Origin of the sequence: Treponema sp. OMZ 906, from assembly GCF_024181185.1 — a bacterium.
Lineage (GTDB): Bacteria > Spirochaetota > Spirochaetia > Treponematales > Treponemataceae > Treponema.
This window is the reverse complement of sequence record NZ_CP051196.1, coordinates 873,022-899,466: the sequence shown is the minus strand read 5'-3', so window position 1 is coordinate 899,466 and position 26,445 is coordinate 873,022. Positions and strand designations below refer to the sequence as shown.

The window sequence follows — 26,445 nt, the reverse complement described above, 5'->3', positions numbered from 1 at the left end:
CCCTTAAAACATTGCCTACTGATTTCCTAACATATTCACTCGTATCTTCTTTTAAGGAAGCAATTCGTCTAATAGCTTCATTCGGATTATCTTTGAAATATGGTCTGCTCGTCCATATTCTTAATCTGGAGCGATAGCGGAACAGCGGACGTAGCGACCCGAACGCAGTGAGGGGAACCTCCGAAGAAAAAAACGATGAACAATGGCTTTCTTTTTATAGCGAAGCCTCACAATATTAATCCAAATGAATTCCCTTGGTTTCCAAATTCTTGAGACACTCACGATAATAGCAGTCATCATGTTCGGTATATATGGGGTTGGGTACTTCAATGACCGCTAAATTGTTATATGCCGGACATCTCCTGCCGCGATAGTCTTTGTCCAACCACTCGGGACTAACCTTGTAGCCTCGCCGATTCATCTCTGCCATAATGAGTTGGTGATAACAATAAAGCAGATAGGGTGAATAACGAAAAACATAATTGACGGTTGTATGCTGCCTGCCCCAGCCGTTTCCGCGCAAGGCACAACACTCCCTATGTTGTCCCAACAGCTGTTGACGCGGGAGTTTGCTAATCATATCTTGATGCCACAGTCTCATCTTGTTCTCCGAATAATAGATGCGATTGCTGCAAATACTTGTTAGGGTAGACTGCAAGGAGCTTGCGCACAGCGCCCAACAAAATTTCCTGTTCCGCCTGACCGCTGCGATATTGCTCCAAACAATACATAAACTCCGCCTTTTCATCTTGAGTAGCCTGCTTCTTAAAATATCCCCAGATATGCTGAAACGCGTTGCAGACTTGTCCTCGATCCTCCGGTAAAGTGCGCGCCTGATCAATGAGAGTCAACACATGCCGCACTTGTGCATTCTCCCGCTTTAAATACTCGCGAATCTCGTTATAAATAGAGCCGGACTTGCTGAGAACGAGATACTTATGTGCTGCCCAAAGTTTCTGACATTCTTTTAATTGATTTGATTCTCTCATATCGTTTCTTTAAATCTCGAACAAATTCGCCCAAGGTCAGGTTTTCGAGATGCCCTATCACTTATTCGGAATCCCCTGAAAAAATCTCTTTTAATTGACACTCTGCAATTATACAAAAAAATATAAGTATTGAGAATATAGGCAATCCGACGTTGATCTGCCGACTGATAGAAAATGTATCTTAAAAACGATATGCTATTTATAAATAATAAGAGATAAAAATTTGCATAACGGAGATATAAAATGAAAACAGTACAGACAGAAATCGGCAGAGTATATGCGGATATAGTCGGAAAAACAGAAGAAGGCAGAACAGTGTATTCTATATTGAGCGTCCCCTATGCACAAGGAAAAAGATTTGAATATGCAAAAATTCTTAATAAAAAAGACTATACGCCGGAAACAGTAATTAACCGAACGGAGACAGTATGCTTTCCGCAGAGAAAATATCCGCTGTTTTTAAATATTTTAATGAAACATCATATGCTGCGTCCGGAATTTCAACCGTTAAAAGATACCCAAACGGAAAATGCATTTGTAGTAAACATATGGGCGCCTGACAATTTTACGAAAAAGAAACCGGTGCTTGTATTTCTACACGGCGGAGGAGAAGGATCGGGAACGGTTCCGATATACACAATGGCGCATATTGCCGAGCAAGGTATTGTAGCGGTTACAATTACTTATCGAATAGGAAACTTCGGCTATATGCCTGTTTTTGAAAAAGGAGAAGTAAGAGGGTCGCTTTCCTACCTTGATCAGCAAGCAGCTTTAACTTGGATTCATAATAATATCAACTCATTCGGCGGAGATAATACAAACATTACACTTATGGGGCATTGCGGAGGCGCAGTCGCAGCCCTGTATCATTATTTAAATCCGCTGAGTAATAAACTGTTTCATAAACTCATGCTTTGTGCGGGAAATGTCCCGATACTGTCTGAATATGATTTCGCAAAAAATGAATATGAAAAAATGCTGTCAAAAAATCATTTAAACGGACTTGAAGACCTGAAAAAATTGTCGGCTAAAAAATTGATGAAACTAAAAGGAGGTCAAAATGATATCATTGACGGTAAGTTTTTTACAGAGCACCCGATGAATCTGTTGGAACGAGGATCATTCCCTTGTATGCCGGTACTGATAGGGTCAAATAAAGATGAATTTTCCATGATTGAATTACCGATGTACTACAAAGCCCTTGGAATTACAAAGAACAAAGAACATTTAAAAGAATTTCTGTTGAAAAAATACGGAGAATTTGCAGATTCTCTTGAATCCGAACTAAAACCGGAAGCGAACGGAATCGTAGACTTACAAATTCAAATCATGGAGTTGCTTGTATTTCACTCAAGTGCACTGTTCCTCATGGAAAAAATCGGAGAAAAATCTCCCGTATACGGATATAGAATGAATTATATTCCTAATCTATATAATGGACTTCGCGGCTCATATCATGGGGCGGAACTTGCATTTTTCTTCGGCACCATAGATAACATGAATATACACATTACCGATGAAAATAAGGCTGCCGTTATTGCAATTCAAAAGGACTGGATACAGTTTATTAAGTTCGGCAAGATAGAAGGGCGTCCGCTTTTTAATGAAACCGGAAAAATTACAGAATATGATAAAGATATCAAAACCATACCGTTTCCGCATGCAAATCTTATTCACCATATTCAAAAGAGCGGTATTGCCGATAAGCTCAGAAAAGAATATATACAGAACCGTAGATAAGTTTCCGTAAAAATAACAGAAAGGCATTGTGAAAAAATTATACAGCTCATAAAGAACTGAGCGAAGGGGAATATAAAAGAGGTTGTATGGAAAAAGATTTATGCTTTAAAGCACTGTTAAAGTTTTCTCTCGGCGTGGTGGCCATAGGAATTTTATTGTTTTTACCTGCAGGAACTTTTCATTATTGGAAAGCATGGTTGTTGATGGGGATATTATTTATTCCGATGCTCTTCGCAGGAATTGTATTACTGTTGAAAAATCCGGACTTGCTCAAAAAACGCTTGAACACAAAAGAATCGCAAGCGGAACAACGTCTGGTGATAAACTTAAGTGCCGCAATGTTTCTTTTGGGATTTGTTTTAGCCGGATTGAATTTCCGCTTCGGATGGATAATAGCACCCGATTGGTTGTCATGGACAGGTACCGCTATATTTCTGCTTTCATATATGCTTTATGCGGAAGTATTAAAGGAGAATGCCTACTTATCACGAACGGTTGAAGTCCAAAAGGGGCAAAAGGTCGTTGATACCGGATTGTATGGGATTGTTCGCCATCCTATGTATACCATAACGATTTTTTTATTTCTGTCGATGCCTTTGGTGCTGGGTTCTCTTATCTCTTTTGTCGTTTTTCTTGCATATCCTGTCATTATTGCAAAAAGAATTATAAACGAAGAAGCAGTGCTTGAAAAAGATTTAGACGGATACACCGAATATAAAAAGAAGGTAAAATACAAAATCATTCCGTATCTTTGGTGAGTACTGATTTTACCGTATTGAGCTTGTTAGGAAAAATCGAATATATTGTCCTGTATGTAAATAGGTAGAGGTATTTTATATGAAAAATGCAGTTGTATATATACACGGAAAAGGCGGTTCTGCCGACGAAGCGCTTTACTATAAAAAGTTTTTTAATGACGCTTATGATGTTTTAGGCTTTGATTATAAATCGGAGTTACCTTGGCAGGCAGGTGAAGAATTTCAAAACTATTTTGATTCCCTTATTCCAAATTATAATGAAATCTTATTAATTGCAAACAGTATAGGGGCTTACTTTTCTATGTTGTCCTTATCGGAAAAACCGATCAAAAAAGCACTGTTTGTTTCCCCCATTGTCGATATGAAAAATATCATTTTACACATGATGAAACGGGCAAAGATATCCGAAGAAGAACTTAGACTAAAAAAAGTCATCAACATTCAGTTCGGCGAACCCTTATCGTGGAAATATCTTTAGCGCTTGTTACGCCTCGACAAGTTCACAGATTGAATGCTGCATTAAGTTAGCTACTTTTCAATCTACCTCCTAGTGAGAAAATTAGAAAATTAATCAGAATTTGCAATCTCATCTGCATTCTCTTTCAAATAAACAAAGTCTAATTGTCTCGCCGCTTCAATATATTCGCTTAATTTATCTGATTTTATTTTATAAAGAACACTGAGTGCCATTATTTTTTGATACTCTTCAGCATAGGTATCACCCTTATATTTGTCTCTTTCCCAAAATTCAATCGCATACTGTTCTGCTTTTTTATAATCTATCTCACTTAAAGCACTTAAAGACATTCTCTGTGTATATTCATCATCTACATTTATATACTTGAATACCCAATCAGTAACTGAACTATCATCTTTATAAACTGGCAATCTTTTTACTAGCTGCCACTTCGCAGTTGTATAAATTGAATCTATACATCTTTCAATCAAATATTTAAACCATTCTTTATATGACGAAATAAAGTCAGCCAAATATTCGCATTCATTGTCCCTGGCTACACAATAGAGTATAGATTCTAAATCAGTTTCGGTAACATCTTTTACTTCTACATTCTTTACAAATGAGATTGCAGATTCTCTCATTCTATCAAAAGAAGGACCTAGAAATTCTCCATTATCAGTATCTTCAGTCATCTCAGAATAATGCTTATAAACCCATTCTTTGTATATTCTCACTTCTTTATTTAGTATTCGGCTGTATTTATTCAAACGCCCATCCCTAACATTTATTTGATATGAATTTTTTCATATTCTTCTCTTTAAAACTTAAATTTGTAACTATCATTTTTTTCTCTTCTTCATTTTCAATCTCTTTAGCTACAACACCAATTAACTTTCCCAATCAATGGCTATGATCTTTGCATCTTCACCGAATTTTACGCAGAGTATTTCATCGCTTTCATCAGGTGCAATCATAAAATCCATTGCGATGTGCGGCTGTTCACTGTCAATCCATAAGGATACATTCGTTACCGTCATTTTACTTACAAACTCGGTAATATCGCTCGGCAAATCTTCTAGTCCGCATTCTTCAATATGAAAGTCGATATAGTAACTGTCATCTTTTAAATATGCTATAAGTGCTTTTCTTGCTTCTTTTATTTTATCATCTATGTTCTCAAGAAACTGTGCATAAAGGTCGAGCATGCCGGTAGACAGTTCTACATTTTTGCCGAGCCAAAGACAGGTATCTATCCCCTGAATCTCTTTTTCCCAAATTACATCCACCACATCGTCTGTTATCGCAAGATTCAACTGACCGAAGTATTGATGTTCCATTTTTTTCATAGTTTCACCTCCAATGAAAACTTTTTGCAGCAAATATCAATTTGCCATACTATTTGACAAACGGGTTCCAATCTGCTAATACGTACATATCCATTTACACAATTTTTCGGACAGACTCGCATCTCCGTGAATTGTCTTCCATCATCGCCTCTATCCAGCAGATCGGCATCCTCTACAACGAAGCCGTGAAGACGCTGAACAGCTACCACTCCGTAGCCACGGCTCAACGAATGCTCGCCAAGCTCGAGAAGTATTCCGTGCTCCTCATTAAGCTACAAGAGCAAGCGATAGCTCTAAGGGAGGATTTAAGAACCCAATGACTTTTCTTCGCCTCGCTTACTCGGCGGATAATTCTAATCAGTAGGATTACCTACAATCCCAATACGAGTCGTACTATCTTGAGAGTATTATGGCTTATAGATTCCAGCTTTTAACGCTTCCACAAATTCCACCCCATAAATAGAAGCTTCCAAGCAAGCTTTTCGAAACTCATCAGTACAAAATAGCCTGTTGAAGAAGTAGCTACTATCTGTCATAAATACCTGTTGGGATATATCTGTCCTTAAGTGTAGCTCTATAGGCTTCTTTATAAAGCCTTTCTTGTCATAAACAATATTAGATGACGTATGGTCAATTAAGTCTGTATAATTATAGAAGCGGATGTAGTAGTACTCTTTTTTTTTATTATCACCTTGTCGTTCTAGAAAGTCGCAATTTTACTACTCTCCATACTTCTTCACTTAAGATCGTCATTCTCTATTTTACGAAGAACAAAACTCTTACCTTCTTTATTTAAGGAGTACAATTCATCTAGGTGGATATGATATGTCATATCCACCTCCTCCATTTTAGCTATACCTAAGATGCTCCTTGCTAGAAGCTGTAATCCGATTTCATTACCCAAAATTTCAATCTCACCTCCTATAGGTGAGATCTGAAAGGAAAGATAACAACCTGACTTGGGTGTAATATACGGGATCCCCTCTTCGTTATAGCGAACCGTTATGCTTCTTTTTTTCATCAATACTTCAATGCCTTTTTAAGAGCGTCTTGGACACGAGGATTCTGTGCTATTTTTTTTAGGAAGTTTTTCTTGTGCCTGTCCAACAGTCAACCCTGATATGTTTATATACTGTTCTTTTTTTGTTCCCCGATTGATGTGTATATGGGGACCATGGCTATCAATATTTCTACTTGATTATGGGTAACCTTCTGCCTTGAGAATACCGTGACGCTAGAATTTACACCCTCACCTGTTTTTTACTCATATATATTAACCCCAACACGTCCAGCCAGCTATTGCTATCTTCTACATAGTTATGCAGTGCTAACGTTCCACTAGCAAATCGTATCGGGTCTTCGGAGATGTATCGTCCTAGCTCAGGCGAGTAGTACCGGAATCGGTTGTATGCCAGCTCCGTCTCGTGGTCGTAGTATTGCCCTTGAAAGAGGAATGGTATTCGGATACGGTCGCTGTAGGGGGCATTCCTATTGTACACCTCCTCGAGTATCTTACCATTCATATCCAGCCTGCGACGCCAAACTGATACTAGTTACATATGACTCTATGAATAGACTCGGTCAGAGCTAGCCTTATTATTTGAGTTCTATACTTATAGTCTGAAAAGCGCTTGTCTGCTAGAGAGTACAGCTCATTTTCATCTCTACTCTTAGTGTGTCTCAGATAAATGATAAGTTTTGAAAGAAATGGGTATGTGAAAAATGAGTGATTCTTATCAATATACTCCAGCAAATCCACATTCATATTATAAATCATACATTGAGGACGTATAAAATACTCCTCAATAGCACAAATAACCTCTAAAACAGCAGATTCCAGTTCTTCCTTAGAGGAGTAAATAGAAATAGCCCCATCCCTAAACAAGCGTTTTCGGAGCAGAGAAGAAGAATACAGTCTAAATACATAGGGATCAGAGGGACTATTTAAATTAAACAGTCGAATGCAGTCTGCTAGAATCCCTTCTTTTATTTCTAGCTCGAGGAATATCGTTGCCACTGCACCTACTCTTTTCATTTTTCCTCTTAGGTACTTAAGCCTGATTACTTCATCTTCTGAGAATCCTATTGGATAAAGTCCAGTAATATGAGTTTTTACCCCTCCTACATCTTTGCAAATAGTTGAAAAATGATAAACACCTCTCAATGTTTCACTTTCATTTATATATGTATTGAAGAGTTTCTTTACCAAACTCTCGATATCTGTACTTCTCATTGCTTACTATTATACTTAATATACGGATGTTTTGATAGCACCTCCACCACTTTTACTTGTATTGGCATGAGCATTTCGCCCTCGTCGATATGCTTGGGTACTTTTCTGATTCTCAGTTAGTCGGCCACTACCAAATTTCACTTCAAACACATGCACTTTACCATGCCCGTCTTCTGCAACAAAATCCGCAATGGTTCTTTTTCCGTTTACCATCATTTCTACTTGTTTTCGAATGTTTTTGAATCCACTTCGCTCCAAATCATGCTTAGCTCTTGCTTCCCCTCTTTTCCCATTATAATGAGATTTTGCTAGTCCAAAGATATCTATCCAGCCAGTAGTATCCTCGACATAGCTATGCAACGCAGTCGTTCCGCTATCAAATCGTATCGGGTCTTCGGAGATGTATCGTCCTAGTTCGGGGTCGTAGTATCGGAATCGGTTGTATGCCAGCTCTGTCTCGTGGTCGTAGTACTGTCCTTGGAAAAGGAATGGTATGCGTATCTGCTCGCTGTAGGGGGCGTTCCTATTGTACTCCTCCTCCAGTATCTTTCCGTTCATATCGAGTCTGCGACGGGTAGTGTCCCACCACTTTGCCCGCTCCTTTGTACTTCTCGGTAAGCTGTCCATCCTTGTCATACTCGAAGTGCCACTCGCCCGACTGCTCGATCTTACCCCCTTGGAGGTACTTGCGAAGCTTGCGGTCAGGGTCATAAAGGGCATTTGCTGAATTTAATCCGATGCCCACCACATGTTACACCTTTGGTAAAAAGTAGAATTAGTGCTTTTGTCGCTGCGTCGACAATGTAGTCCTCTATTGTATTATAACTTGAGTAATCTATCTCTTCTACGAAATAAAAGTGCCTACTGTCTGATATCGGATTCCATAAAGACCATTCTACTTTTCGAAGTCCCCATAGAGTTTGTTTATGACTAGGAATGGAGATTGAGATAAATAAGCGATACCGATCTCCCCAGCGAAAAGAACGTTTAGCTACCCCAACCCTATCCGAGGCTCTGGTCATAACGGAAATAATCAAAGATCTTCCTCCTATATCAAGTTCTTTCGCAAGTTTATCTACTATCTCACTAAACCTAACTTCTACAGCCTGCAGATCAATTTCTAGGCTTGTTAAGTTTGATATTTCACTTGGAAATGATATCTCAATATGCTCCTTCATGACTTTTTCAACGCCTTTTTGACTCTGTCAGAGATCGCTATTCTCGTTGGGAAGAAAAACGCCTCAGAGGAACCAACAATTGGGACAATCGAGTATTTTTTTATCTTCTCCGCAGAGAGTACTGCTTTAATCAATATGCTCTTATTCACCCCATAAAGAGAACTGTCTTCATTAAGTATATCAAGAGTTCTAGTGAATTTTGGAGCAAAATAACGATACTGATTTCTTGACTGAACTACGGACACTTCGTACCATTCAATTCCTTCCTCGCCTGTCATTAATTCATCTATGATATTTCGAACTTGTTCTGAGAATAATGGTACACCCAAGTCATCGGCGATATAGTCGTCCAATGACATTTTGGGGGATAGTCTGTATTGGAATGGAAATCTTCTGTTAGATTCGATTGCCTCCATCCAGTCTATAAGTGTTTTTTTCCCATCTGGAGAGATAGCTAGGGGTGTTGAGGAAGTTTCCTCTTCGGGGAATTGTATTTGCCACCATTTCATATTTATATCCATCCTGTTTTTCGTAATAAGTCGGGGTTGTTTCTTACGGAGTCCTTCACTCGAACTTCGAACTCCTGTAAAAAAGTCTTCTTTTTTTGTCCAACTTTTGGGGTGCAGTTCAGTTTTTCGAACAAAAAGAAGGAGGATAGCCCTTCCAATGTTTGAAGCCATTGTTTCAACTCTTTGTCTACGATACACTTTATCTCACCAGTTTGATCTTGGTGAACTTTGCCCCAGAGAGAGAGTTCCGGTAAAATTCCCTAACGAAGTTTTCGCTAACAAACATCTCTTCCGTGGCTTTTAATAATCGAAAGGCATCAACTCCTAACGTTTTTGTTCGTGATATTGTTATATCACGAATCGTCTTGTAGGTTCCCTCTAATAGGGGATTAAAATGTGCATCCTCCTTGGTCCAGAATGAAACTATTGAGTGTTCTTCATCAATGCAATCAAGAAAAGTACGAAATCCCAAAAGGTAATAATGAAACTTCAAATTGCACTCTGAAGGTACAATAGGGAAATATCTAAAATCCTTTTCTCCATAAACATCTTTAAATCGATGCGAGACGATAACACTCCCCCCTTGGCTTAGATTCAAGTCTAATTCATCTTTTCCTGAATCAAAATCCACATCGAATTCGATCGGAGCGTCAAACTCTACCATAGGATCATATTCAATCCTAAGTAATTCGTAATCCTCGTAATTCGTCGGAAATGAAAAATCGAGACAGCCATATTGCTCTGACAAATTGAAAAACAACTTATAGTAATCCATTGCTTCGTGTTTTAGTTAAAATTCCCATGACATCTCCTTTTAACTTTCCCAATCAATGGCTATGATCTTTGCATCTTCACCGAATTTTACGCAGAGTATTTCATCGCTTTCATCAGGTGCAATCATAAAATCCATTGCGATGTGCGGCTGTTCACTGTCAATCCATAAGTCTACATTCGTTACCGTCATTTTACTTACAAACTCGGTAATATCACTCGGCAAATCTTCCAGTTCGCATTCTTCAATATGAAAGTCAATATAGTAGCTGTCATCGTTTAAATATGCTATAAGTGCTTTTCTTGCTTCTTTTATTTTATCGTCTATGTTCTCAAGAAACTGTGCACAAAAGTCGAGTATGCCGGTAGACGGTTCTACATTTTTTTCGAGCCAAAGACAGGTATCTATCCCCTGAATCTCTTTTTCCCAAATTACGTCCACATCGTCTGTTACCGCAAGATTCAACTGACCGAAATATTGATGTTCCATTTTTTTCATAGTTTCACCTCCAATAAAAACTTTTTGCAGCAAATATCAATTTGCCATACTATTTGACAAACGGGTTCCAATCTGCTAATACGTACATATCCATTTACACAATTTTCCTGACAGGGTCATAATTCCAACTTTAATGATGTGCCATCCAAATAAATTGCTTCCGATTCTGTGATTTTAATTTTCTGTTCTTCGGTAAATCCTATGGTTTCTCCGTGGTGCAGCGTTACATCTTGTTCTAAAACGTACTCAAGGATAGATAATAGAAAATCATATACTTCACTACCTTTCATATGTGCATCGATTATTTCTATTTCGGATTTACCGAACTCTTTCATCCCATATGTATAAGCACTGCTTTTCTTATCTCCATTGATAATCCCGATATACACCCACAGCTGAATTGGTAACATATCCTCCAATAAAAAATGAGCAAAATCAAGATAAAGATTTTTTGGGAGTAACAGTGTCGATTCACCTTGATATACCCCTATTGCCGTTTCACACGTTCTCAAAATAGAAGCATTCACTTTAGTTAACAGAGAGTACCTTTCCACTGCCGATGTATTGTCAGCTAAAACTGAAACTATTGCATGCTGTGTATGTTCTTTTACCTCTTTCTCCGCATCTTTCCAAAGGTAAGAATAGCTGTACATGGATTCAAATTCTTCAGCGGGTATGGGTGCAGGCATCAACCCAATGACTACACATTCTTCGCCGATTTCAAATGAAGCGGTAGTATCATCACCCTCTATCTGATCAACCGTAAGACCCCAATATGATTTTAAATCCTCGATAACTTTCTCCAATGAATACCCGCTATCGCCTTTAAACATTGGCATAGATAAAATTCCCATGATATCTCCTTTTTACTATTGTAATTTTTTCTGAATAGAATAGTCAATAGTAGTTCAGTACCTGAACATCCCAAATGTATTTAAGCAACACTTTTTTTAGCTGCTGTTTGATTTGGTTTTTTTAAGGGCGGTTGCCCTTTTATTGTATCAGTCCAGAATTTGCAATCTCATCTGCATTCTCTTTCAAATAAACAAAGTCTAATTGTCTCGCCGCTTCAATATATTCGCTTAATTTATCTGATTTTATTTTATAAAGAACACTGAGTGCCATTATTTTTTGATACTCTTCAGCATAGGTATCACCCTTATATTTGTCTCTTTCCCAAAATTCAATCGCATACTGTTCTGCTTTTTTATAATCTATCTCACTTAAAGCACTTAAAGACATTCTCTGTGTATATTCATCATCTACATTTATATACTTGAATACCCAATCAGTAACTGAACTATCATCTTTATAAACTGGCAATCTTTTTACTAGCTGCCACTTCGCAGTTGTATAAATTGAATCTATACATCTTTCAATCAAATATTTAAACCATTCTTTATATGACGAAATAAAGTCAGCCAAATATTCGCATTCATTGTCCCTGGCTACACAATAAAGTATAGATTCTAAATCAGTTTCGGTAACATCTTTTACTTCTACATTCTTTACAAATGAGATTGCAGATTCTCTCATTCTATCAAAAGAAGGACCTAGAAATTCTCCATTATCAGTATCTTCAGTCATCTCAGAATAATACTTATAAACCCATTCTTTGTATATTCTCACTTCTTTATTTAGTATTCGGCTGTATTTATTCAAACGCCCACCCCTAACATTTATTTGATATCACATCTGTCCAAGATAAACTAGGAAGTTAAAAAAGTCTGTAATTCGTGATATCACTAAGACTAATTTTATGCCTCTTTATTTCCTTATAAAAAGCCCGCATTGTGCCCGCATAATCAGTATCAAAAAGTAGATTACCGGTATCTCCTTTAATTAAAAAAGTGTTTGTATTTCCATATCTCAATTTATTTACAATCTCACTCACCCCCTACAACTTCTCATTTGTCAGCTAATAAATTTACTCGCCAACTTATACACTTGATTTATTCGTGCGGAGGGTTTAATACCCCGACGCTCGCGTCGTAACGAAGGGTATTAAAGCCGACTGCAACCACCTTATGAGAACAACATACCCCGACGCTCGCGTCGGGGTTGTTGATTTCTTTGCTTTCTAAGTTCCAATTATTGAGTTCAGCTTCAATTAATTCTGGAAATTTTTTGCTAATATCCCTTAAAGCGTTTCCTACCGATTTCCTAACATAGTCACTCGTATCTTCTTTTAATGAAGCAATTCGTCTAATAGCTTCATTCGGATTATCTTTGAAATATGGTCTGCTCGTCCATATTCTTAATCCTTCTGTAACTGCTCTCCTTGTATTAGCATTATTATTTCTTAACCATTCATCAATGATTGGAAGTGCTTTTTCATATCCTTTTTTCTTGCAAAATTCATCAAAGGCTTTTGCCAATACTTCCTGAACTCTCCAATTATCATCTTTAGAAACTTCATCTCGCATAAATGCTAAAATATCATCTTGTTCGGATAAGTAGGAACCTCTAAAAGCTGTAGTTTTTAGAGGTTTACCTTAGATTCCTTTTGCGATGTTTTTTTGATAAGTCATAACAATGTAAAGACTTATCAAAAAAACTCGTTGGGTATCTCTAAAAATCTAACCGAGTTTTTAGAGATGCCCAAGTGTCCAAAAAGAAATACACCGTACATTCTTACTTGATAAGTATCAGATTTATAGGCTAAAAATGCCAACTTCTTGCTATGTTCATTATCATTAGATTTATAATCGGTTAAGGCTCTTTTTTCTTCCTCTTTGAAACCATTCTCTACCAAAGAAAATTCTTTTTCTAAACTCGAAATATACTCTTTCAAACGAACTTACCACCTTTTTCTTCACGGTTTTCTCTCTATATATTTGCCGATATTATACTATTTTTAAGGCTTTCATCCACTGTCAGATTTTTCCCCCACCCGAAGGCAGTGAGGGAAATCTCCATATAATTATTTATGCACCTTCCAGCTTGCAGCTTCGCGACGTTCGCCGATAAAGTTTCGGTATATGCCGTCCTGCTCCATCAGTTGGGTATGAGTGCCGTGCTGTACAATCTTGCCGTGGTCTACGACGATGATCTGATCGGCTCTCTCTACGGTTTTCAGCCGATGGGCAATCATGATGACGGTCTTTTCGGCGGTCAGCGCTTGAATGGCGTGCATCAGTTCGTTTTCATTTTCGGGATCGACATTGGCGGTTGCCTCATCCAAAAAGATGACCGGTGCGTTTTTCATCAGAGCGCGGGCAATGGAGATACGCTGCTTTTCACCGCCGGAAAGACTTGCACCGCCTTCGCCGACAACCGTATCGTATCCTTGGGGAAGGCTTGAGATAAACTCGTGGCAGCATGCTTTTTTCGCTGCGGAGATGATGTCTTCCATAGAAGCGTCGGGCTGCCCAAAGCGGATATTGTTGGCGATGGTGTCGTGGAACAAATAGACCGCTTGGAACACAAAACTGAAATTTTGCTTTCATGCTGAATCCATGGAGGAGCCCTATTATTTCTTTTCACATCTGTCCAAGATAAATTCATAAGAGGAACTCCTGTTGGGAAGAACAAGAAGACGGCGGTTTATTTATTACCGGAGGGAGTCCTACAAACCAGCTGAATAAATCAGTTCTTTCAAACAAACATACTTTAAGCTCTGAAATAAAGTCGGTGAAATTTTTGCCTTCGTATGTGCTCATCTGACGCAGTTTCAGGTACAATACATATACAATTAAGGCAATCCAAATCTGTGTCTCGACCGCGTTCTTTGACTGCCCATAGAATTTCTTCACACGCAGATTCTGTTTAATCGTCTTAAAAAATATTTCGATGTTCCACCGCGCTCTGTACAACTTCGCAATATCAGCAGCATTCATATCAAAGATGTTTGTCAGGATTGTAATCGACTTATTGGTTTTCTCATCGATCGATACAACCTTTCTCAGTTGGTGGGGGCAAGTCTTTTGTGTCTTTTTTCCGGTAAAGACAATCGTTTGATCAGTCGGTATCAAAGGAGAATCGGTGGGGCGGCTTTCAACAACAGCATATTGTGCATTTTCTTTCAATCTTGTAACAAAAAAAATGCCTTTTTCACAAAATACTCCGAAATTTTTATAGTTGCAGTACCCTTTGTCAAATGCTGCAGTGTCTCCTTCAATAAGCTGCATCTCGCTCAGTGTGTGGTTTTCGTGTTCTTTTGCATTTGTTATGAATAGATAATCGGGAACACTGTTGTTTATGTCATACTTCGTATGCATCTTAATTCCGCCGATAGTGCTGCGAAACAGTGCCCATGGAAAGTCACGGATATGTAAGCTGATTTCAGTTGCGTCTATAGCATAGAAATTTTTTCTTAATTTCTTTCCTCTGCCTCTATCAAGTGTGTCTCGTAATGCATAAAAAAGTTTTTCAAATATTTCAGGAGAACGGTGATTGTTTGCATATAAAAGAGTAGAGCGTGCAAGTTCTTTATGAATACCCAGATGATACCGGCAATGACCGCTTGTGTTAAGAGATTTGATGAGACTGCGCAGTCCGTTATGGTTTGCGATTTGGGCGTAACACATTGTGACCAGCTGTTGCCACGTCGAAAATCCTTTACAGTATTTGTCTGATTGGGTTGATTTGACCAAAGCATAAAATTGAGATCTGTTAATCAAGGATAGTAATTGACCGAGTTTTGTGTTATATTTATTCATGTCTGTAATTCCTCTTGTGGTATTGTTTTGTTTGTCTAACCTAACTATACCACGAATTACAGACTTTTTAAACTTCCTATTTTATCTTGGACAGATGTGATTTCTTTTAAATATTTAAACTTTTTCTTGACAAAAGTATAATCCGTCTGTTACCATTAACTTATGGGAATGCTTAAAAAATTTAAGAAAAGTTATTATACTTTAGTTGATGAATATAATAATTCTTCATTTTTGATTAATACATATACAAGAGCCGTCGCAAAACTGCTGCCAGAGGAAAAAGAGAATATACTTCGTTTTTTATTAGATCCGTCAGATGAAAGCTACAAATATTTTCCTGTTCTATATAAAAATGGATTTATAGTTCCTTCTGATATAGATGAAATTTCAAAATTACAGTATTTTTATGATTCACAATTCTACGATCAATCAAATTTGACTATCACACTTTTACCGACATTACGATGTAATTTTGCATGTCCTTATTGCTTTGAAAATGAACATACTAAGGAAATGTCATTAATCGATATTGATTTGTTTTTTAAAGCAGTTAATAGTATATTATCGCCTATCAAAAATCTTCATATTGCACTTTTTGGTGGTGAGCCTTTACTCTCTTGGTCTAGGATTTACCCATATTTAAAAGAAATAAATAATCATTCTAGAAATAGAGTATTTAATTATTCTGCTTCTATCACTACGAATGGTTACTTACTAAATACAATTAATTATGATGAATTAATTAATGCAAATATAAGAAAAATCCATATTACACTAGATTGTAATAAAAAAAATCATGATTCTTTAAGATCTACTAGATCAGGATTACCTACTTTTGATGTAATTATTACTAATGCACGTGACATTATGCATTACATGTTAATCAAACATTACCAAATTAAAATTATTTTTAGAACTAATTTACTCAATAATACTAAGGATGATGTAAAAGAATATCTTGATAGTTTTTCTGATGATGATAAAAAGCATTTCCTGTTTTATTTTAAACCTATTTTTAATACTAATTGCTTCGAAATTTCAAATAATAACGCAGTAAATTATAAAGATATTTCAATGGATGCAAAGCAAAGAGGTTTTAAAATTATCTCTCCATTTGATAAATATGGTTTTGCTTTCTGTAGTGGTGACGGTGGTAAAAATTCAATAATGATTACTCCAGACTTAAAAATATGGAAGTGTTTTAATGATGCCAATTGCCATAATGCTTGTATTGGTTATATCAACGATAAAGGTTTTAATTGGGATGAAAATAAAATAGCTAAGTGGTATTTAAAATCTCCCTTTAATGATAGAAAATGTATAACTTGTAAAAAATTACCTATTTGTTTTGGTGGATGCCCATTGTATTTTTCAACTAAAAACAAGCGACATTGTATCGATAGTGCAACTATGAATTTAGCACGAGATTTTTTGTTAGATTCATAAATATACACAAAGGAGGTTAATATGGAACTTGAGAAATCCGGTGAAAACATTATGTGGGATCCTTCAGGTCGTAATAATGTTTGCCCCTAATCAAGGTAGCTAGTAAATGACAGTTTTACCTATGCAGCATATATAATATTTATATATGCTGCAGTTACAATTTTATAAGGCATAGTATAGCATGTACAAGAAATTATGGATTGATTATTTAAAAACGGAAAATAAATACACTTTATTTTCTGTAGTATTGTTCAGCATTTTAGCGCTCTGTACGAGTGTTTTTATACCGATTCTGCAAAGCCGATTCATAGATGCTATCGGTAAAAATGATTTCTCCCTGATAAATATGATGGCGGTAACAGCCGCTTCAATACTTTCGGTAGTAATTATCTCAGCTGTTTCTATTATTCCTTCATTTATTATGCTCAACTATGAAATGAAAGAAAAACTCTCGTTAATAAAATATGTTCAGTATGTCTCAGAAAATTTTTTGAAATCGGTCGGTGCTGCGGGATTATATTACGGTATAAAAAACATCAGTAACGATCTTTCTTTTATCGCATATCCTGCTGTTTTAAACATAGTGATAAGCACAGCTCAAGCGTTTATTGCGCTGATTTTTTTAACTCATATATCGTCGTCACTGTTATATACAATTATTATTATCTGGAGCATATCTGTTATTATTACTATTATTGGTACCAATCGGTATAAAAAATATGTTAAAATATTCAGAATATTAGAACCGGAACTTTCTGCAGAAGTACACGCCCTTCTGTCTCACGCATATATCATTGCGAATTTCGGACGGCCGAATTTTTTTATCAATCGGTATAATGAAAAATTATCGCAAATGATAAAAGTACGGATTAAATCAGATAATCTTTTACAGCTGCAATCGGTATTCTTTTTCTATATAAACAGTATTTGTTTTGCACTGTTTATTATTATTTCAATACCGAGTATTTCTTCAGGAGCGCTGAGTAAAGGAATGCTCATTATGCTGTTAAGCTATATTCCTCTTTTATTGCAGCCGCTTTCAAAATATCAGTATTTTTTAAAGATAAAAAAATGGATTGAAGAAAGTGCAGAAAATAAGAATGAATTGTTATCTGCTTGCAGCATGTCTTCAATGCACGCAACATTTGTTTTCCCGGAAAGAAGAACTAAAAATGTATTGCAGGTAAAAAAACTGTCTTTTTCTTACTGCGATGAAATGAGAAAAAATAATGATTCGAAAATTGATGCTTAAACAGCTCTTTAATAAAATACCGTACCTATCATTTTTACTCTATTGTATTTGCATTGTACTTATTGCCGTGTCGGAAATTTTAGTACCGATATTTGAGCAACGAATTATCGACAGCCTATGGAATACCGCATTATATAAAGGCGGATATGTTTTATTAACTGGTGTTGGTATAGGTTTGAACGGTGTGTTCTATTTTTGGTTATATTTTATTTTTACAAAAACAAAAAACGGTATTATCAAAGATATTTCCTCTTCATTAGTTCAACGTCTTGTATTGTTTAATAACAAAAATATACGGCATAAAGGATGCGGCGTATATACTGCATTTTTATCGCGCGAGCCTGAACAAATTGCCTGCTGTTCGGATCCTTCGGGTCTGTTTTTTATTATCTCGCTTATGATTGCAACAGTTGCAGTCTGTATCAGTGTAACATGGTCTTATGTATTTTTATACCTACTTCCTGCGGTTATTGCTGCCTATTGCTTTTTTGATTGCTTCTTTTCTAAAAAACTGGAATATTTAATCAATGCGATTATAACGCTTAATTATACGGCAGAACCTCAATGTATTGACTATATAAAAAATGCAAAAACTATTTTAAAGTTCGGCCATAATAAGTATTATTGTGCAAATCTTGAATGTCTTGAAAAGAATGCTATCAAACTAAAAAAGCAGTATGTATATTATAAAGAATTAAAAAACGGTCTTTCGGACATTATTTCGTCTATTGCCTTTGTCGCTTTCATCGGTATTGCAGCGTATGATATCATAGCCGGAACATTGACGTATGGAGGCTTTACCGTTTTACTTTCTTATTTTGGGTTACTTCTTGTCCCAATTGTCTACCACGGAAAATATAAGATGATTTTAATAGATGCCGAACGTTCTTACGAACTGTTGCAGAGTATCAATAAAGAATGCGGACAGGAAATAAGAAGTTATCAATCTATAAACCTTTTAATACCTCCTGTGTTATCTGCAAGAAATCTTTGCGTTTCATATACTGAATCTACGGCAAAAGGAGAAAATATGAAATACGATTATTCCGATATATCATTTTCCTTAGAAGAAGGAGACAGCTTGGGGATTATTGGAATTTCGGGTGAAGGCAAAAGTACGGTTGTAAAACTATTATTGGGCGAATTGATTCCTTCATCAGGATCAATAACGATAAACGGCTGTGATATATCCAAAATTCCTCAGCCTATTTTAAACTATTTGATATGCGTATACGAACAAACAAATACGGTTGTTAACGGCACTCTCTACGACAACATTTGTTTGGGAAGGCAAATAACCGATATGGAACATTACAGTGCGCTCTTTAATAAAATAAAAACAATTTTTGAACGTGCTATTTTAGAAAAAAAATGGTGCGCCGAATTATCGGAACTGTTCGGTATTGACGGCAGTAGACCGCGGCAACTACTCCCTGAAGAAAAACAGTTTGTCGATTCATTTTATACACAAAATCCTAATGCGGAATTTCTTGCGCATGTATATTGCGATAAAATAGCGGTAAATAAAAACAAAGTAGATTCGCTTATAACATCCTTTGGACTCAGCCATCTTCATGGGAGGAATTTAGGAGAAAACGGCAGCGATATTTCCGGCGGCGAAAAAGAGCGTATTTCTATGGTTCGGTTTTTAACAAAAGAACATGCGTTCTTTTATATCATCGATGAACCTTTTACCTCACTTGATTCAAGAACGGAAGACGAGTGTTTACAGTTGTTATGCAAGGAAATGTGTGGTAAAACAGTATTGGTTATTTCTCATAAATTCAATGTGATAAGAGCGCTTACAAAAGAATGTGCAGTTTTAAAAGATGGCGGCATTTGCGAATACGGCACTCATACAGAGCTTGAGAAAAACGGCGGACTTTATGCTGAATTACTTCGCTATTTTAATGCGCAGCGACACATTGAATAAACCGCACACGGATGCTACCGTTTACCGCATGGTCTATCCCATACCGGTCAAAAACACCTGCTTTTCACTTTTTCACGCAAAGCCTTTACATTCCCAGAATGCTCTGAATATCTGCTGTAAGAAATGACTGTTACAGCCTCATTACTTGAAATAGTTCTTTCTTTGTGTGCGAAATTTTGAATCAACAACCCCGACGCAGAGCGTCGGGGTATTATACCCTCCGCGCGAATAAAATTTCGCACATTTTTTTATGAGAAACTCAGCCCCCCTCCCAGGTTAGCGATGGTAGCTGCGCCGCAGGCACGCTCAAACATGAACATCCTTGTTCATGTTTGAGCTGCAAGTTTGCAAGCAAACTTGTTCTTGCATGGAACCACTGCCATCCATGGCAGTTCCGGAACGCAGTGGAGGAATGGAGCGATAGCGGAACAGCGGACGTAGCGACCCGAACGCAGTGAGGGGAACCTCCATATAAATTATTTATGTACCTTCCAACTTGCAGCTTCGCGACGCTCGCCGATAAAGTTTCGGTATATGCCGTCCTGCTCCATCAGTTGGGTATGAGTGCCGTGTTGCACAATCTTGCCGTGGTCTACGACGATGATCTGATCGGCTCTCTCTACGGTTTTCAGCCGATGGGCAATCATGATAACGGTCTTTTCGGCGGTGAGTGCTTGGATGGCGTGCATCAGTTCGTTTTCATTTTCGGGATCGACGTTGGCGGTTGCCTCATCCAAAAAGATGACCGGTGCGTTTTTCATCATGGCGCGGGCAATAGAGATGCGCTGCTTTTCGCCGCCGGAAAGACTTGCGCCGCCTTCGCCAACAACCGTATCGTATCCGTGGGGAAGGCTTGAGATAAAGTCATGGCAGCAGGCCTTTTTCGCCGCAGCGATCACATCTTCCATCGGAGCGCCGGACTGACCAAAGCGGATATTGTTGGCGATGGTGTCGTGGAATAAATAGACCGATTGGAACACAAAACTGAAATTCGCCATCAAGGAATCCATATCGTAATCCTTCACATTCCGGCCGCCCAGCATAACAGTTCCCCCGTCTACATCCCAGAACCGTGCAAGTAGATTTACCAAGGTGGTTTTGCCTCCGCCGGAAGGACCGACAATCGCCGTCGTGGTCTTTTCAGGAATATGCAATGAAATCCCGTCGATGATTTTTCGCTTCTCATAAGAAAATGCGATATCCTGCGCAGTAATATCACGCACTGCCGGTTCAATCGTTTCTCCGGATATATCCATCTGCGGCGTGTTCAGAATTTCCTGCGCCCGGTCAACACTCATATCAACCACGCGCAGCAGTGACGAGTATTGTCCTGCCGTTTCCAGACCGGTATAGATGATAAATGCGGAGATTACCATGACAACAGCATTCAGCGCGTCCATGCTTCCGGCACAATAAAATGCGCATGAAAAAGCTACCATTGCCACACCGGTAAGCTTGGCGATAAAACTCTGCAATGCTATGCGGGGCACCAGTGTCATTTCCATGTCGGTATTGATCTTACTGTTTTCCGAGATTGCCTCATTTAATTCCTTGCTCTTAACTCCCGTCAACCGGTAAGCCTTAACCTCGGTCATCCCTTGCAGATATTCCAAAACCTTTTCTACGAGCCTTTCATCTGCGCGTATCTTTTTTCCCGACACCTTTTCGGAAGCAATCCGGAGACGGCTGTTTGCAAAAAGAAACAGCGAAAAACCGCAGAGCAGCACACAGGCGATTCTCCAGTCGAAGAAAAACAGCATGATGACAATAAGCGAGGTTGTAAGTAGTCCGTCGCAGACAAGCATTACCACACGGGTCGCGATATTTTCAAGACTTTCCATTATATTGGTTGTGATAGACGTAATCTGCCCGAGGCTGTCGGCATTAAAGTATCCCATCGGAAGATACCGCAGATGCTCCGCAATCTCCACCCGTTTTTTCGCACAAGTGTCATAGCCTCCTTCGGTCTGTAACATAACGGCCTTTGATTTTAGCAATCCCGATCCGGCAATGCTGATCAGCATAATCCCTAACGAGAGCAGGATATCCTTTGTGTCTACCGTTCCATTCATCAGCGCCCGAATCATCACCGCAATCGCCGGAATCTTTAGCGCCTCAAACAGAGCTTGAATAACATTGAGCCTAATGGAAGTGATAAATTTCCGGCGGTTTTCTTCACCGCAGAACGCAAAAAACTTTCTAATAACTTTAAGCATGATCTTTTACCTCAATATGTGCATTCCACATCGTTTCATATAATCCGTGACGAGAAAGAAGCTCATCATGGGTTCCGCTGTCTGCAACGGCGCCGTCTTTAATGACATAAATACAATCCGCAGAGGAGACCGTCGAAAGCCGGTGCGCAATCACGATGAGCGTCTTACCCTCCGTCAGCTTAGAGATAGAGCGCTGAATAACCGCCTCGTTTTCAGGATCGGTGTAGGCGGTTGCCTCATCCAAAATGATAATGGGCGCCGCTTTCAGCATTGCTCTTGCAATGGAAATACGCTGCCGCTCGCCGCCGGAAAGATGCCCGCCGGAAGTGCCTACCACGGTATCGTAACCGTGCTCCAGCTCCAAAATGAATTCATGGCAACCGCTTTGTCTTGCCGCTTCCTCCACTTCCGCATCAGTTGCATCCGCCCGACCGATGCGGATATTTTCCCTGACCGTCATATTGAATAGATAATTATCCTGCGAGACAAAGGCGATCTTATCCGAATAGGCCTCTTGCGGAATTTCACGAATGTCCGTATCTCCCAGCAAAATTGAGCCGCTGCTCACATCCCAAAGCGAAGCGATGAGGCGAGCAATGGTACTCTTCCCGCTGCCGGAAGGACCGACCAGCGCAATAAAACTGCCCTCCGGAATTTCCATCGAAATGCCGTGAAGCACTTCCTTTTCCTTATACGAAAAATGAACATCCTGCAGCTTCAACGTGTTTTTCTTTGGAACAGTTCCGTCTACAGGGCGCTCCATTTCCGGCGCATACAGAATACTTTGAACTTCACCGAAGATGGTTCCCATGGTTCGAAAATCGTCCGAATAACTCATCAAGGTTATAAGCGGTGTGATGATGCCGACAGACAAAATAATGATTGTTACCAGATTCTGCGGAGAAAGATATCCGCCTTTTACCAACAGACCGCCGATGGGGAGCACGGAAATCATTGTAGCGGGCATGATTACCGTGGCGAATGTAAAGGTGAGAATGCAGGAGCGCATCCAATCGATATAGCTGTGAGCGGCTTCATAGGCATCATGCACGAAGCGGTCGTAGGAACTTTTTGTATTTCCGAAAACCTTAATGACTTGAATACCGCCGATATATTCAACCGCCGTATCATTGAGCGCTTTTGTGGCTGTAACCGTGCGTTGATAGAATTGAGGACTGCCCTTCATCATAAGACCGTAACAGAAAAATCCCACCGGTATCGTTGCAAGAGATGCCAGCCCCATACGCCAGTCAATGGTAAAAATGTAGATCAAAATGATGACGGGGATCAGTAAATTTGCGGTGAACTCCGGAACGATATGCGCAAGTGTTGTTTCAATACTGTCGATACGTTCGATGAGTGTATTCTTGAGCGCCCCGGAACTTTGCTCCAGCACTGCACCCAGCGGCATTCTTGTCAGTTTTTCCGTGCAGCGTTTTCGGAGTTCAGCAAGCACCGCAAACGTCGCTCTATGACTTGTCGATGTGCTAAGCGCATGAAACAGTACACGGCAAAACCAGAACGCTGCGATAATCAGACAACGTATCATATAATATGAAAGGTCTTTGTTTCCGCCCATCAAACCATGTACGATGCCGGCAACAACAAAATACGGTGCGATGGAAAAGACCACGCCGATGACTGCGAGGATAACACTCAGAACATATTGTCCTTTGTGTTCCCCTGTTTGTCCCAACGCCCACGCGATAGGCGAAGGACTTTTTTCTTTTTCCTTCATAAGCAAACTTCCTTTTGTTAGCTAACAAATAATAGTTAGTGTTAGCTAACATTCACTTAAACTCATCGCCTATTCTTATAAACAAAGACAGGCGGTGTGTCTTTTAACACTATTCAATTATGCAAGCTATTAAAACCCGAATAACTGCTTCCAGCCCGGAACAAAGAATGCCTCTACCGTTGTTAAGCAGCGGAGTGCTTCTTCCACGCTGTAATTATGGATAACCGGTTCAAAGAGCGCGGTCGTATATGCTGAAAGCAAAAGATGCAGCTCCTTTGGAGTAATATCCCTCACCGCGTAGCCTTGCGCTTTCAGCATCGGCAGATATTGTAAAAGCTGCGCTTGCTGCTGTCCCTCTGTAAGATCGTGGAGGAAATGCTCGTACTTACTCCCCTGCGATTTTGCCAGCAATAGATGATATTCTTCCATGTTCGGGTAGATAATCTCACGCATCATGTCGATTTCAGAATCCCGCCACTGTATACGTTCTTCGTGATGAACTGCATTCACATACCGCGCAACGTGCGCATCCAACCAAGCGTTTATGCGATCCACCGCAGGAGCAACAATTTGATCAAAGAGATCTGCTTTATCCACACAATGCCGATATATTCCCGCAGCCGTCATACCGCAGCGTTCAGCAATGCGCCGCATGGAAGACTTATCAAAGCCCATCTCCATAAATTCGGCTTTTGCCGCGGCTATAATTTTTATATGATTGGCGGTTTTGTCTCTCGGCATGGATTCCTTCTTTTGCATACAGCGTTAGCTAACACATATAAACATACAACCGATTGGGGTAGGTGTCAAGAGGATGAGTGTATCTATTCCGAAGGATGCGAAACAAATCTGCGTGAGTCTTTTAGAGATATCCTATCCATAGTATTTTCGCTATAAATATGTTATTATGTTGTAGCACTGCAATAGAAGCTGCAATAATTGCGATCTTTTCTATAAGATTCCGGTTTGTAGAAAATGATCAAAAATCTTACGATACAAAGGGAGCATACTATGAAGGTCGGTTTTGGATGCGATCATGCATCGGTTGGATTAAAACATATCTTAATGGAACATGTACGAAACAAAGGGTATGAATGTGTCGATTACGGAACAACAGATCCGAAGGTTCCGGTCGATTATCCCGAATTCGGTTTAAAGGTTGCTGAGGCAATTAAATCGAAGGAGGTTGAAAAAGGCATATTGATCTGCGGATCAGGTATTGGTATTTCCCTCGCTGCAAATAAGGTTCCGGGAATCCGCGCTGCCGCGTGTAGTGAACCGTGCACCGCAAAATTGGCTGTTGAGCACAGTGATATCAATATTGTTTCTATGGGGGTATGTATTGTAGGTCCTGAAATAGCAAAAGCAATTGTCGATGCTTTTTTTGATGCACAGTTTGAAGGCGGCAGCTACACAAAACGCGTCAATATGATCGGCGATATAGAAAAAAAGTACAGCAAATAATATCATAGGCGGGCGGTATAGTGTTCAAGCTGTACGGTTGTCGGCGGCATCTGTATCGTTGCAGAAAACGGAAGGCTTATTTTCAGCCGCTGAAATAGCGCGGCTGAAAAACACTGCGAGTTTGCTCACCCGCAAACTCGACGATTGACGTATGCGCGTTCCGCGCATCAATGCAACAGTCTTCGAGAATTGATATTCTCTCAACTGTTACATTTTAAGGAACGTTTATTTTCAGCCACTGAAATAGCGCAATCAACTGATGAACTTCCTTGTTCATCAGTTGATTGCGAATTTTGGCAAAGCCAAAATATCGCTTCTGTTATAACCACCGCCATCCGTGGCGGTTCTGAACGTCGAGTTTGCTTAACGCAAATGTCGAGGCACAAAGAGCCGCCGGAGGACAAACCTAAAAGGGCAATATCTTTTGCATCATATCATTTTGTTGAGATAACCTAACGAGCGATTATAATATGTATTGATTTTATGGTATAGTAGTAGTCAAAGAAGCAAAGGAACTGAGAGGTCGCTATGGACATCCACTTTAACAAACTCACCGAGGAATACAAAAAAGAGACGATCGATATTTTCAACTATTATATTGAACACACAACAGCAGCATACCGTTCCGAAAAAGTTGGGTATGATTTCTTTAACACCCTCGTTGATGACGACGTTGTCAGCGCATACACGATAATGAGTAATGCAAACGAGGTTATCGGATTTTGTATGCTGGAAAAATATAAAAACATCCGAACATTTGACGGAATTGGCGATTGTATGTATTTCATCAAATCAGGTATGACCGGAAAAGGTATGGGGAGAAAAATACTGTCATTACTGGAAAATGATGCAAAACAACACAGCATGAAAAAACTTGTTGTTGATATATCCGATGAGAATGAGCAAAGCATTGCATTTCATAAAAATAACGGATTTGTTGAATACGGAAGATTGAAGAACTGTTGGAGGAAATTCGGCAGGAACATCGGAATAGTATATATGTGCAAGGAGATATAAGCTCTGTGCTACCCACAGGGTTAGCGATGGGAGCTTCTGATTCACATCACGGACATCCTTGTCCATACGGAAACGAAGCGGAGGAATGGAGCGAAAGCGAAACAGCGGACGTAGCGACCCGAACGGAGTGAAGGGAACCCCCGGATAAAAACAAGACCTTAGATTATCACTGTATAAAACTTTAGATTACAACCTATCTAAACTTTAGATTATCACCATATAAAACTTTGGATTA

The 26,445-nt window shown here is 39.0% G+C and carries 28 protein-coding genes and 3 pseudogenes; 9 read left to right on the top strand and 22 right to left on the bottom strand.

The annotated features are described in order from the left end of the window. Positions 1 to 235 precede the first annotated feature (235 nt). Together E4N69_RS03990 and E4N69_RS03985 are read right to left on the bottom strand one after the other, a co-directional pair. On the bottom strand, positions 236 to 601 hold the full coding sequence (locus tag E4N69_RS03990; protein WP_253824594.1) for a TIGR02328 family protein: 366 nt from the start codon (positions 599 to 601) through the stop codon (positions 236 to 238). Continuing rightward, a complete protein-coding gene (locus E4N69_RS03985; protein ID WP_253824593.1) occupies positions 573 to 989 on the bottom strand; it encodes a YbgA family protein in 417 nt (138 codons plus the stop codon). Before E4N69_RS03985 ends, E4N69_RS03990 begins: the two co-directional genes overlap by 29 nt. 243 nt (positions 990 to 1,232) lie before the next feature. On the opposite strand from E4N69_RS03985, the gene E4N69_RS03980 reads away from it, so the two are divergent. The 3 genes and pseudogenes from E4N69_RS03980 to E4N69_RS03970 all read left to right on the top strand — a co-directional run. Next, the gene (locus E4N69_RS03980; protein WP_253824592.1) at positions 1,233 to 2,729 is read left to right on the top strand and encodes a carboxylesterase family protein; all 1,497 of its coding nucleotides are present in this window, start codon (positions 1,233 to 1,235) and stop codon (positions 2,727 to 2,729) included. Between the two features lie 86 nt (positions 2,730 to 2,815). After that, the gene (locus E4N69_RS03975) at positions 2,816 to 3,487 is read left to right on the top strand and encodes a methyltransferase family protein (RefSeq protein ID WP_016519404.1); all 672 of its coding nucleotides are present in this window, start codon (positions 2,816 to 2,818) and stop codon (positions 3,485 to 3,487) included. A gap of 79 nt (positions 3,488 to 3,566) precedes the next feature. Next, positions 3,567 to 3,962: pseudogene (locus E4N69_RS03970) on the top strand (alpha/beta hydrolase); the annotation flags it as partial. Between the two features lie 92 nt (positions 3,963 to 4,054). Here E4N69_RS03970 and E4N69_RS03965 read toward each other — a convergent pair. Continuing rightward, positions 4,055 to 4,714 carry a hypothetical protein gene (locus E4N69_RS03965; protein ID WP_253677615.1) on the bottom strand — a complete coding sequence of 220 codons (660 nt, stop codon included), beginning with the start codon at positions 4,712 to 4,714 and terminating at the stop codon, positions 4,055 to 4,057. A 120-nt stretch (positions 4,715 to 4,834) separates the two neighbouring features. Further along, positions 4,835 to 5,293 (bottom strand): DUF2004 domain-containing protein, encoded by a 459-nt coding sequence (locus E4N69_RS03960; RefSeq protein WP_253824590.1) that lies wholly within the window; start codon positions 5,291 to 5,293, stop codon positions 4,835 to 4,837. A gap of 41 nt (positions 5,294 to 5,334) precedes the next feature. On the opposite strand from E4N69_RS03960, the gene E4N69_RS12705 reads away from it, so the two are divergent. Next, complete coding sequence (locus E4N69_RS12705; RefSeq protein WP_367618037.1) at positions 5,335 to 5,613, top strand: plasmid mobilization protein; 279 nt, start codon at positions 5,335 to 5,337, stop codon at positions 5,611 to 5,613. Between the two features lie 87 nt (positions 5,614 to 5,700). On the opposite strand, the pseudogene E4N69_RS12775 reads toward E4N69_RS12705, so the two are convergent. The 15 genes and pseudogenes from E4N69_RS12775 to E4N69_RS03890 all read right to left on the bottom strand — a co-directional run. Beyond that, a pseudogene (locus tag E4N69_RS12775) lies at positions 5,701 to 5,994 on the bottom strand (Imm43 family immunity protein); the annotation flags it as partial. A 35-nt stretch (positions 5,995 to 6,029) separates the two neighbouring features. Continuing rightward, the gene (locus tag E4N69_RS03955) at positions 6,030 to 6,314 is read right to left on the bottom strand and encodes an Imm32 family immunity protein (protein ID WP_253824589.1); all 285 of its coding nucleotides are present in this window, start codon (positions 6,312 to 6,314) and stop codon (positions 6,030 to 6,032) included. Positions 6,315 to 6,534: 220 nt separating this feature from the next. Further along, positions 6,535 to 6,816, bottom strand: a complete 282-nt coding sequence (locus tag E4N69_RS12770) for an RHS repeat-associated core domain-containing protein (protein WP_371922364.1) — start codon at positions 6,814 to 6,816, stop codon at positions 6,535 to 6,537. Positions 6,817 to 6,842: 26 nt separating this feature from the next. After that, a complete protein-coding gene (locus tag E4N69_RS03945) occupies positions 6,843 to 7,526 on the bottom strand; it encodes a hypothetical protein (protein ID WP_253824588.1) in 684 nt (227 codons plus the stop codon). 15 nt (positions 7,527 to 7,541) lie between these two features. Then, entirely contained in the window at positions 7,542 to 8,084 is a 543-nt protein-coding gene (locus E4N69_RS03940) for an RHS repeat-associated core domain-containing protein (RefSeq protein ID WP_305880164.1), read from the bottom strand. Positions 8,085 to 8,233: 149 nt separating this feature from the next. After that, positions 8,234 to 8,704 (bottom strand): Imm9 family immunity protein, encoded by a 471-nt coding sequence (imm9, locus tag E4N69_RS03935; protein WP_253824587.1) that lies wholly within the window; start codon positions 8,702 to 8,704, stop codon positions 8,234 to 8,236. Then, positions 8,701 to 9,384, bottom strand: coding sequence for a hypothetical protein (locus tag E4N69_RS03930; RefSeq protein ID WP_253824586.1), 684 nt, complete (start codon positions 9,382 to 9,384; stop codon positions 8,701 to 8,703). Before E4N69_RS03930 ends, imm9 begins: the two co-directional genes overlap by 4 nt. Before the next feature lie 28 nt (positions 9,385 to 9,412). Continuing rightward, complete coding sequence (locus E4N69_RS03925) at positions 9,413 to 9,877, bottom strand: imm11 family protein (RefSeq protein WP_253824585.1); 465 nt, start codon at positions 9,875 to 9,877, stop codon at positions 9,413 to 9,415. Between the two features lie 150 nt (positions 9,878 to 10,027). After that, a complete protein-coding gene (locus E4N69_RS03920) occupies positions 10,028 to 10,483 on the bottom strand; it encodes a DUF2004 domain-containing protein (RefSeq protein WP_253824584.1) in 456 nt (151 codons plus the stop codon). Between the two features lie 116 nt (positions 10,484 to 10,599). Beyond that, on the bottom strand, positions 10,600 to 11,337 hold the full coding sequence (locus E4N69_RS03915; protein WP_253824583.1) for a DUF4261 domain-containing protein: 738 nt from the start codon (positions 11,335 to 11,337) through the stop codon (positions 10,600 to 10,602). A gap of 139 nt (positions 11,338 to 11,476) precedes the next feature. Continuing rightward, positions 11,477 to 12,145 carry a hypothetical protein gene (locus E4N69_RS03910; protein WP_253824582.1) on the bottom strand — a complete coding sequence of 223 codons (669 nt, stop codon included), beginning with the start codon at positions 12,143 to 12,145 and terminating at the stop codon, positions 11,477 to 11,479. 290 nt (positions 12,146 to 12,435) lie between these two features. Continuing rightward, positions 12,436 to 12,909, bottom strand: coding sequence for a DNA alkylation repair protein (locus tag E4N69_RS03905; RefSeq protein ID WP_253824581.1), 474 nt, complete (start codon positions 12,907 to 12,909; stop codon positions 12,436 to 12,438). 122 nt (positions 12,910 to 13,031) lie between these two features. Further along, positions 13,032 to 13,277, bottom strand: coding sequence for a hypothetical protein (locus E4N69_RS03900; RefSeq protein ID WP_253824580.1), 246 nt, complete (start codon positions 13,275 to 13,277; stop codon positions 13,032 to 13,034). Positions 13,278 to 13,406: 129 nt separating this feature from the next. Then, a pseudogene (locus E4N69_RS03895) lies at positions 13,407 to 13,922 on the bottom strand (ABC transporter ATP-binding protein); the annotation flags it as partial. 64 nt (positions 13,923 to 13,986) lie between these two features. Next, a complete protein-coding gene (locus E4N69_RS03890; RefSeq protein ID WP_253824579.1) occupies positions 13,987 to 15,144 on the bottom strand; it encodes an IS4 family transposase in 1,158 nt (385 codons plus the stop codon). Between the two features lie 162 nt (positions 15,145 to 15,306). Here E4N69_RS03890 and E4N69_RS03885 point away from each other — a divergent pair, with 162 nt between their 5' ends. The 3 genes from E4N69_RS03885 (at position 15,307) to E4N69_RS03875 (ending at position 19,775) form a co-directional block, all read left to right on the top strand. Then, positions 15,307 to 16,590, top strand: coding sequence for a radical SAM/SPASM domain-containing protein (locus E4N69_RS03885; RefSeq protein ID WP_253824578.1), 1,284 nt, complete (start codon positions 15,307 to 15,309; stop codon positions 16,588 to 16,590). Positions 16,591 to 16,771: 181 nt separating this feature from the next. Next, positions 16,772 to 17,842, top strand: coding sequence for an ABC transporter transmembrane domain-containing protein (locus E4N69_RS03880; RefSeq protein WP_253824577.1), 1,071 nt, complete (start codon positions 16,772 to 16,774; stop codon positions 17,840 to 17,842). Further along, on the top strand, positions 17,820 to 19,775 hold the full coding sequence (locus E4N69_RS03875; RefSeq protein WP_253824576.1) for an ATP-binding cassette domain-containing protein: 1,956 nt from the start codon (positions 17,820 to 17,822) through the stop codon (positions 19,773 to 19,775). The genes E4N69_RS03880 and E4N69_RS03875 overlap by 23 nt, the downstream gene beginning before the upstream one ends. Before the next feature lie 476 nt (positions 19,776 to 20,251). Here E4N69_RS03875 and E4N69_RS03870 read toward each other — a convergent pair whose 3' ends face one another. From E4N69_RS03870 to E4N69_RS03860, 3 genes are all read right to left on the bottom strand, one after another. Further along, positions 20,252 to 21,991 (bottom strand): ABC transporter ATP-binding protein, encoded by a 1,740-nt coding sequence (locus E4N69_RS03870; RefSeq protein ID WP_253824575.1) that lies wholly within the window; start codon positions 21,989 to 21,991, stop codon positions 20,252 to 20,254. Beyond that, positions 21,984 to 23,729 carry an ABC transporter ATP-binding protein gene (locus E4N69_RS03865; protein WP_253824574.1) on the bottom strand — a complete coding sequence of 582 codons (1,746 nt, stop codon included), beginning with the start codon at positions 23,727 to 23,729 and terminating at the stop codon, positions 21,984 to 21,986. The genes E4N69_RS03870 and E4N69_RS03865 overlap by 8 nt, the downstream gene beginning before the upstream one ends. A 129-nt stretch (positions 23,730 to 23,858) precedes the next feature. Beyond that, entirely contained in the window at positions 23,859 to 24,470 is a 612-nt protein-coding gene (locus tag E4N69_RS03860) for a TetR/AcrR family transcriptional regulator (protein WP_253824573.1), read from the bottom strand. A gap of 270 nt (positions 24,471 to 24,740) precedes the next feature. Here E4N69_RS03860 and rpiB point away from each other — a divergent pair, with 270 nt between their 5' ends. Both rpiB and E4N69_RS03850 read left to right on the top strand, forming a co-directional pair. Next, on the top strand, positions 24,741 to 25,193 hold the full coding sequence (rpiB, locus tag E4N69_RS03855; RefSeq protein ID WP_044015656.1) for a ribose 5-phosphate isomerase B: 453 nt from the start codon (positions 24,741 to 24,743) through the stop codon (positions 25,191 to 25,193). Between the two features lie 528 nt (positions 25,194 to 25,721). Continuing rightward, positions 25,722 to 26,210, top strand: a complete 489-nt coding sequence (locus E4N69_RS03850; RefSeq protein ID WP_253824572.1) for a GNAT family N-acetyltransferase — start codon at positions 25,722 to 25,724, stop codon at positions 26,208 to 26,210. The last annotated feature ends 235 nt before the right edge of the window (positions 26,211 to 26,445 follow it).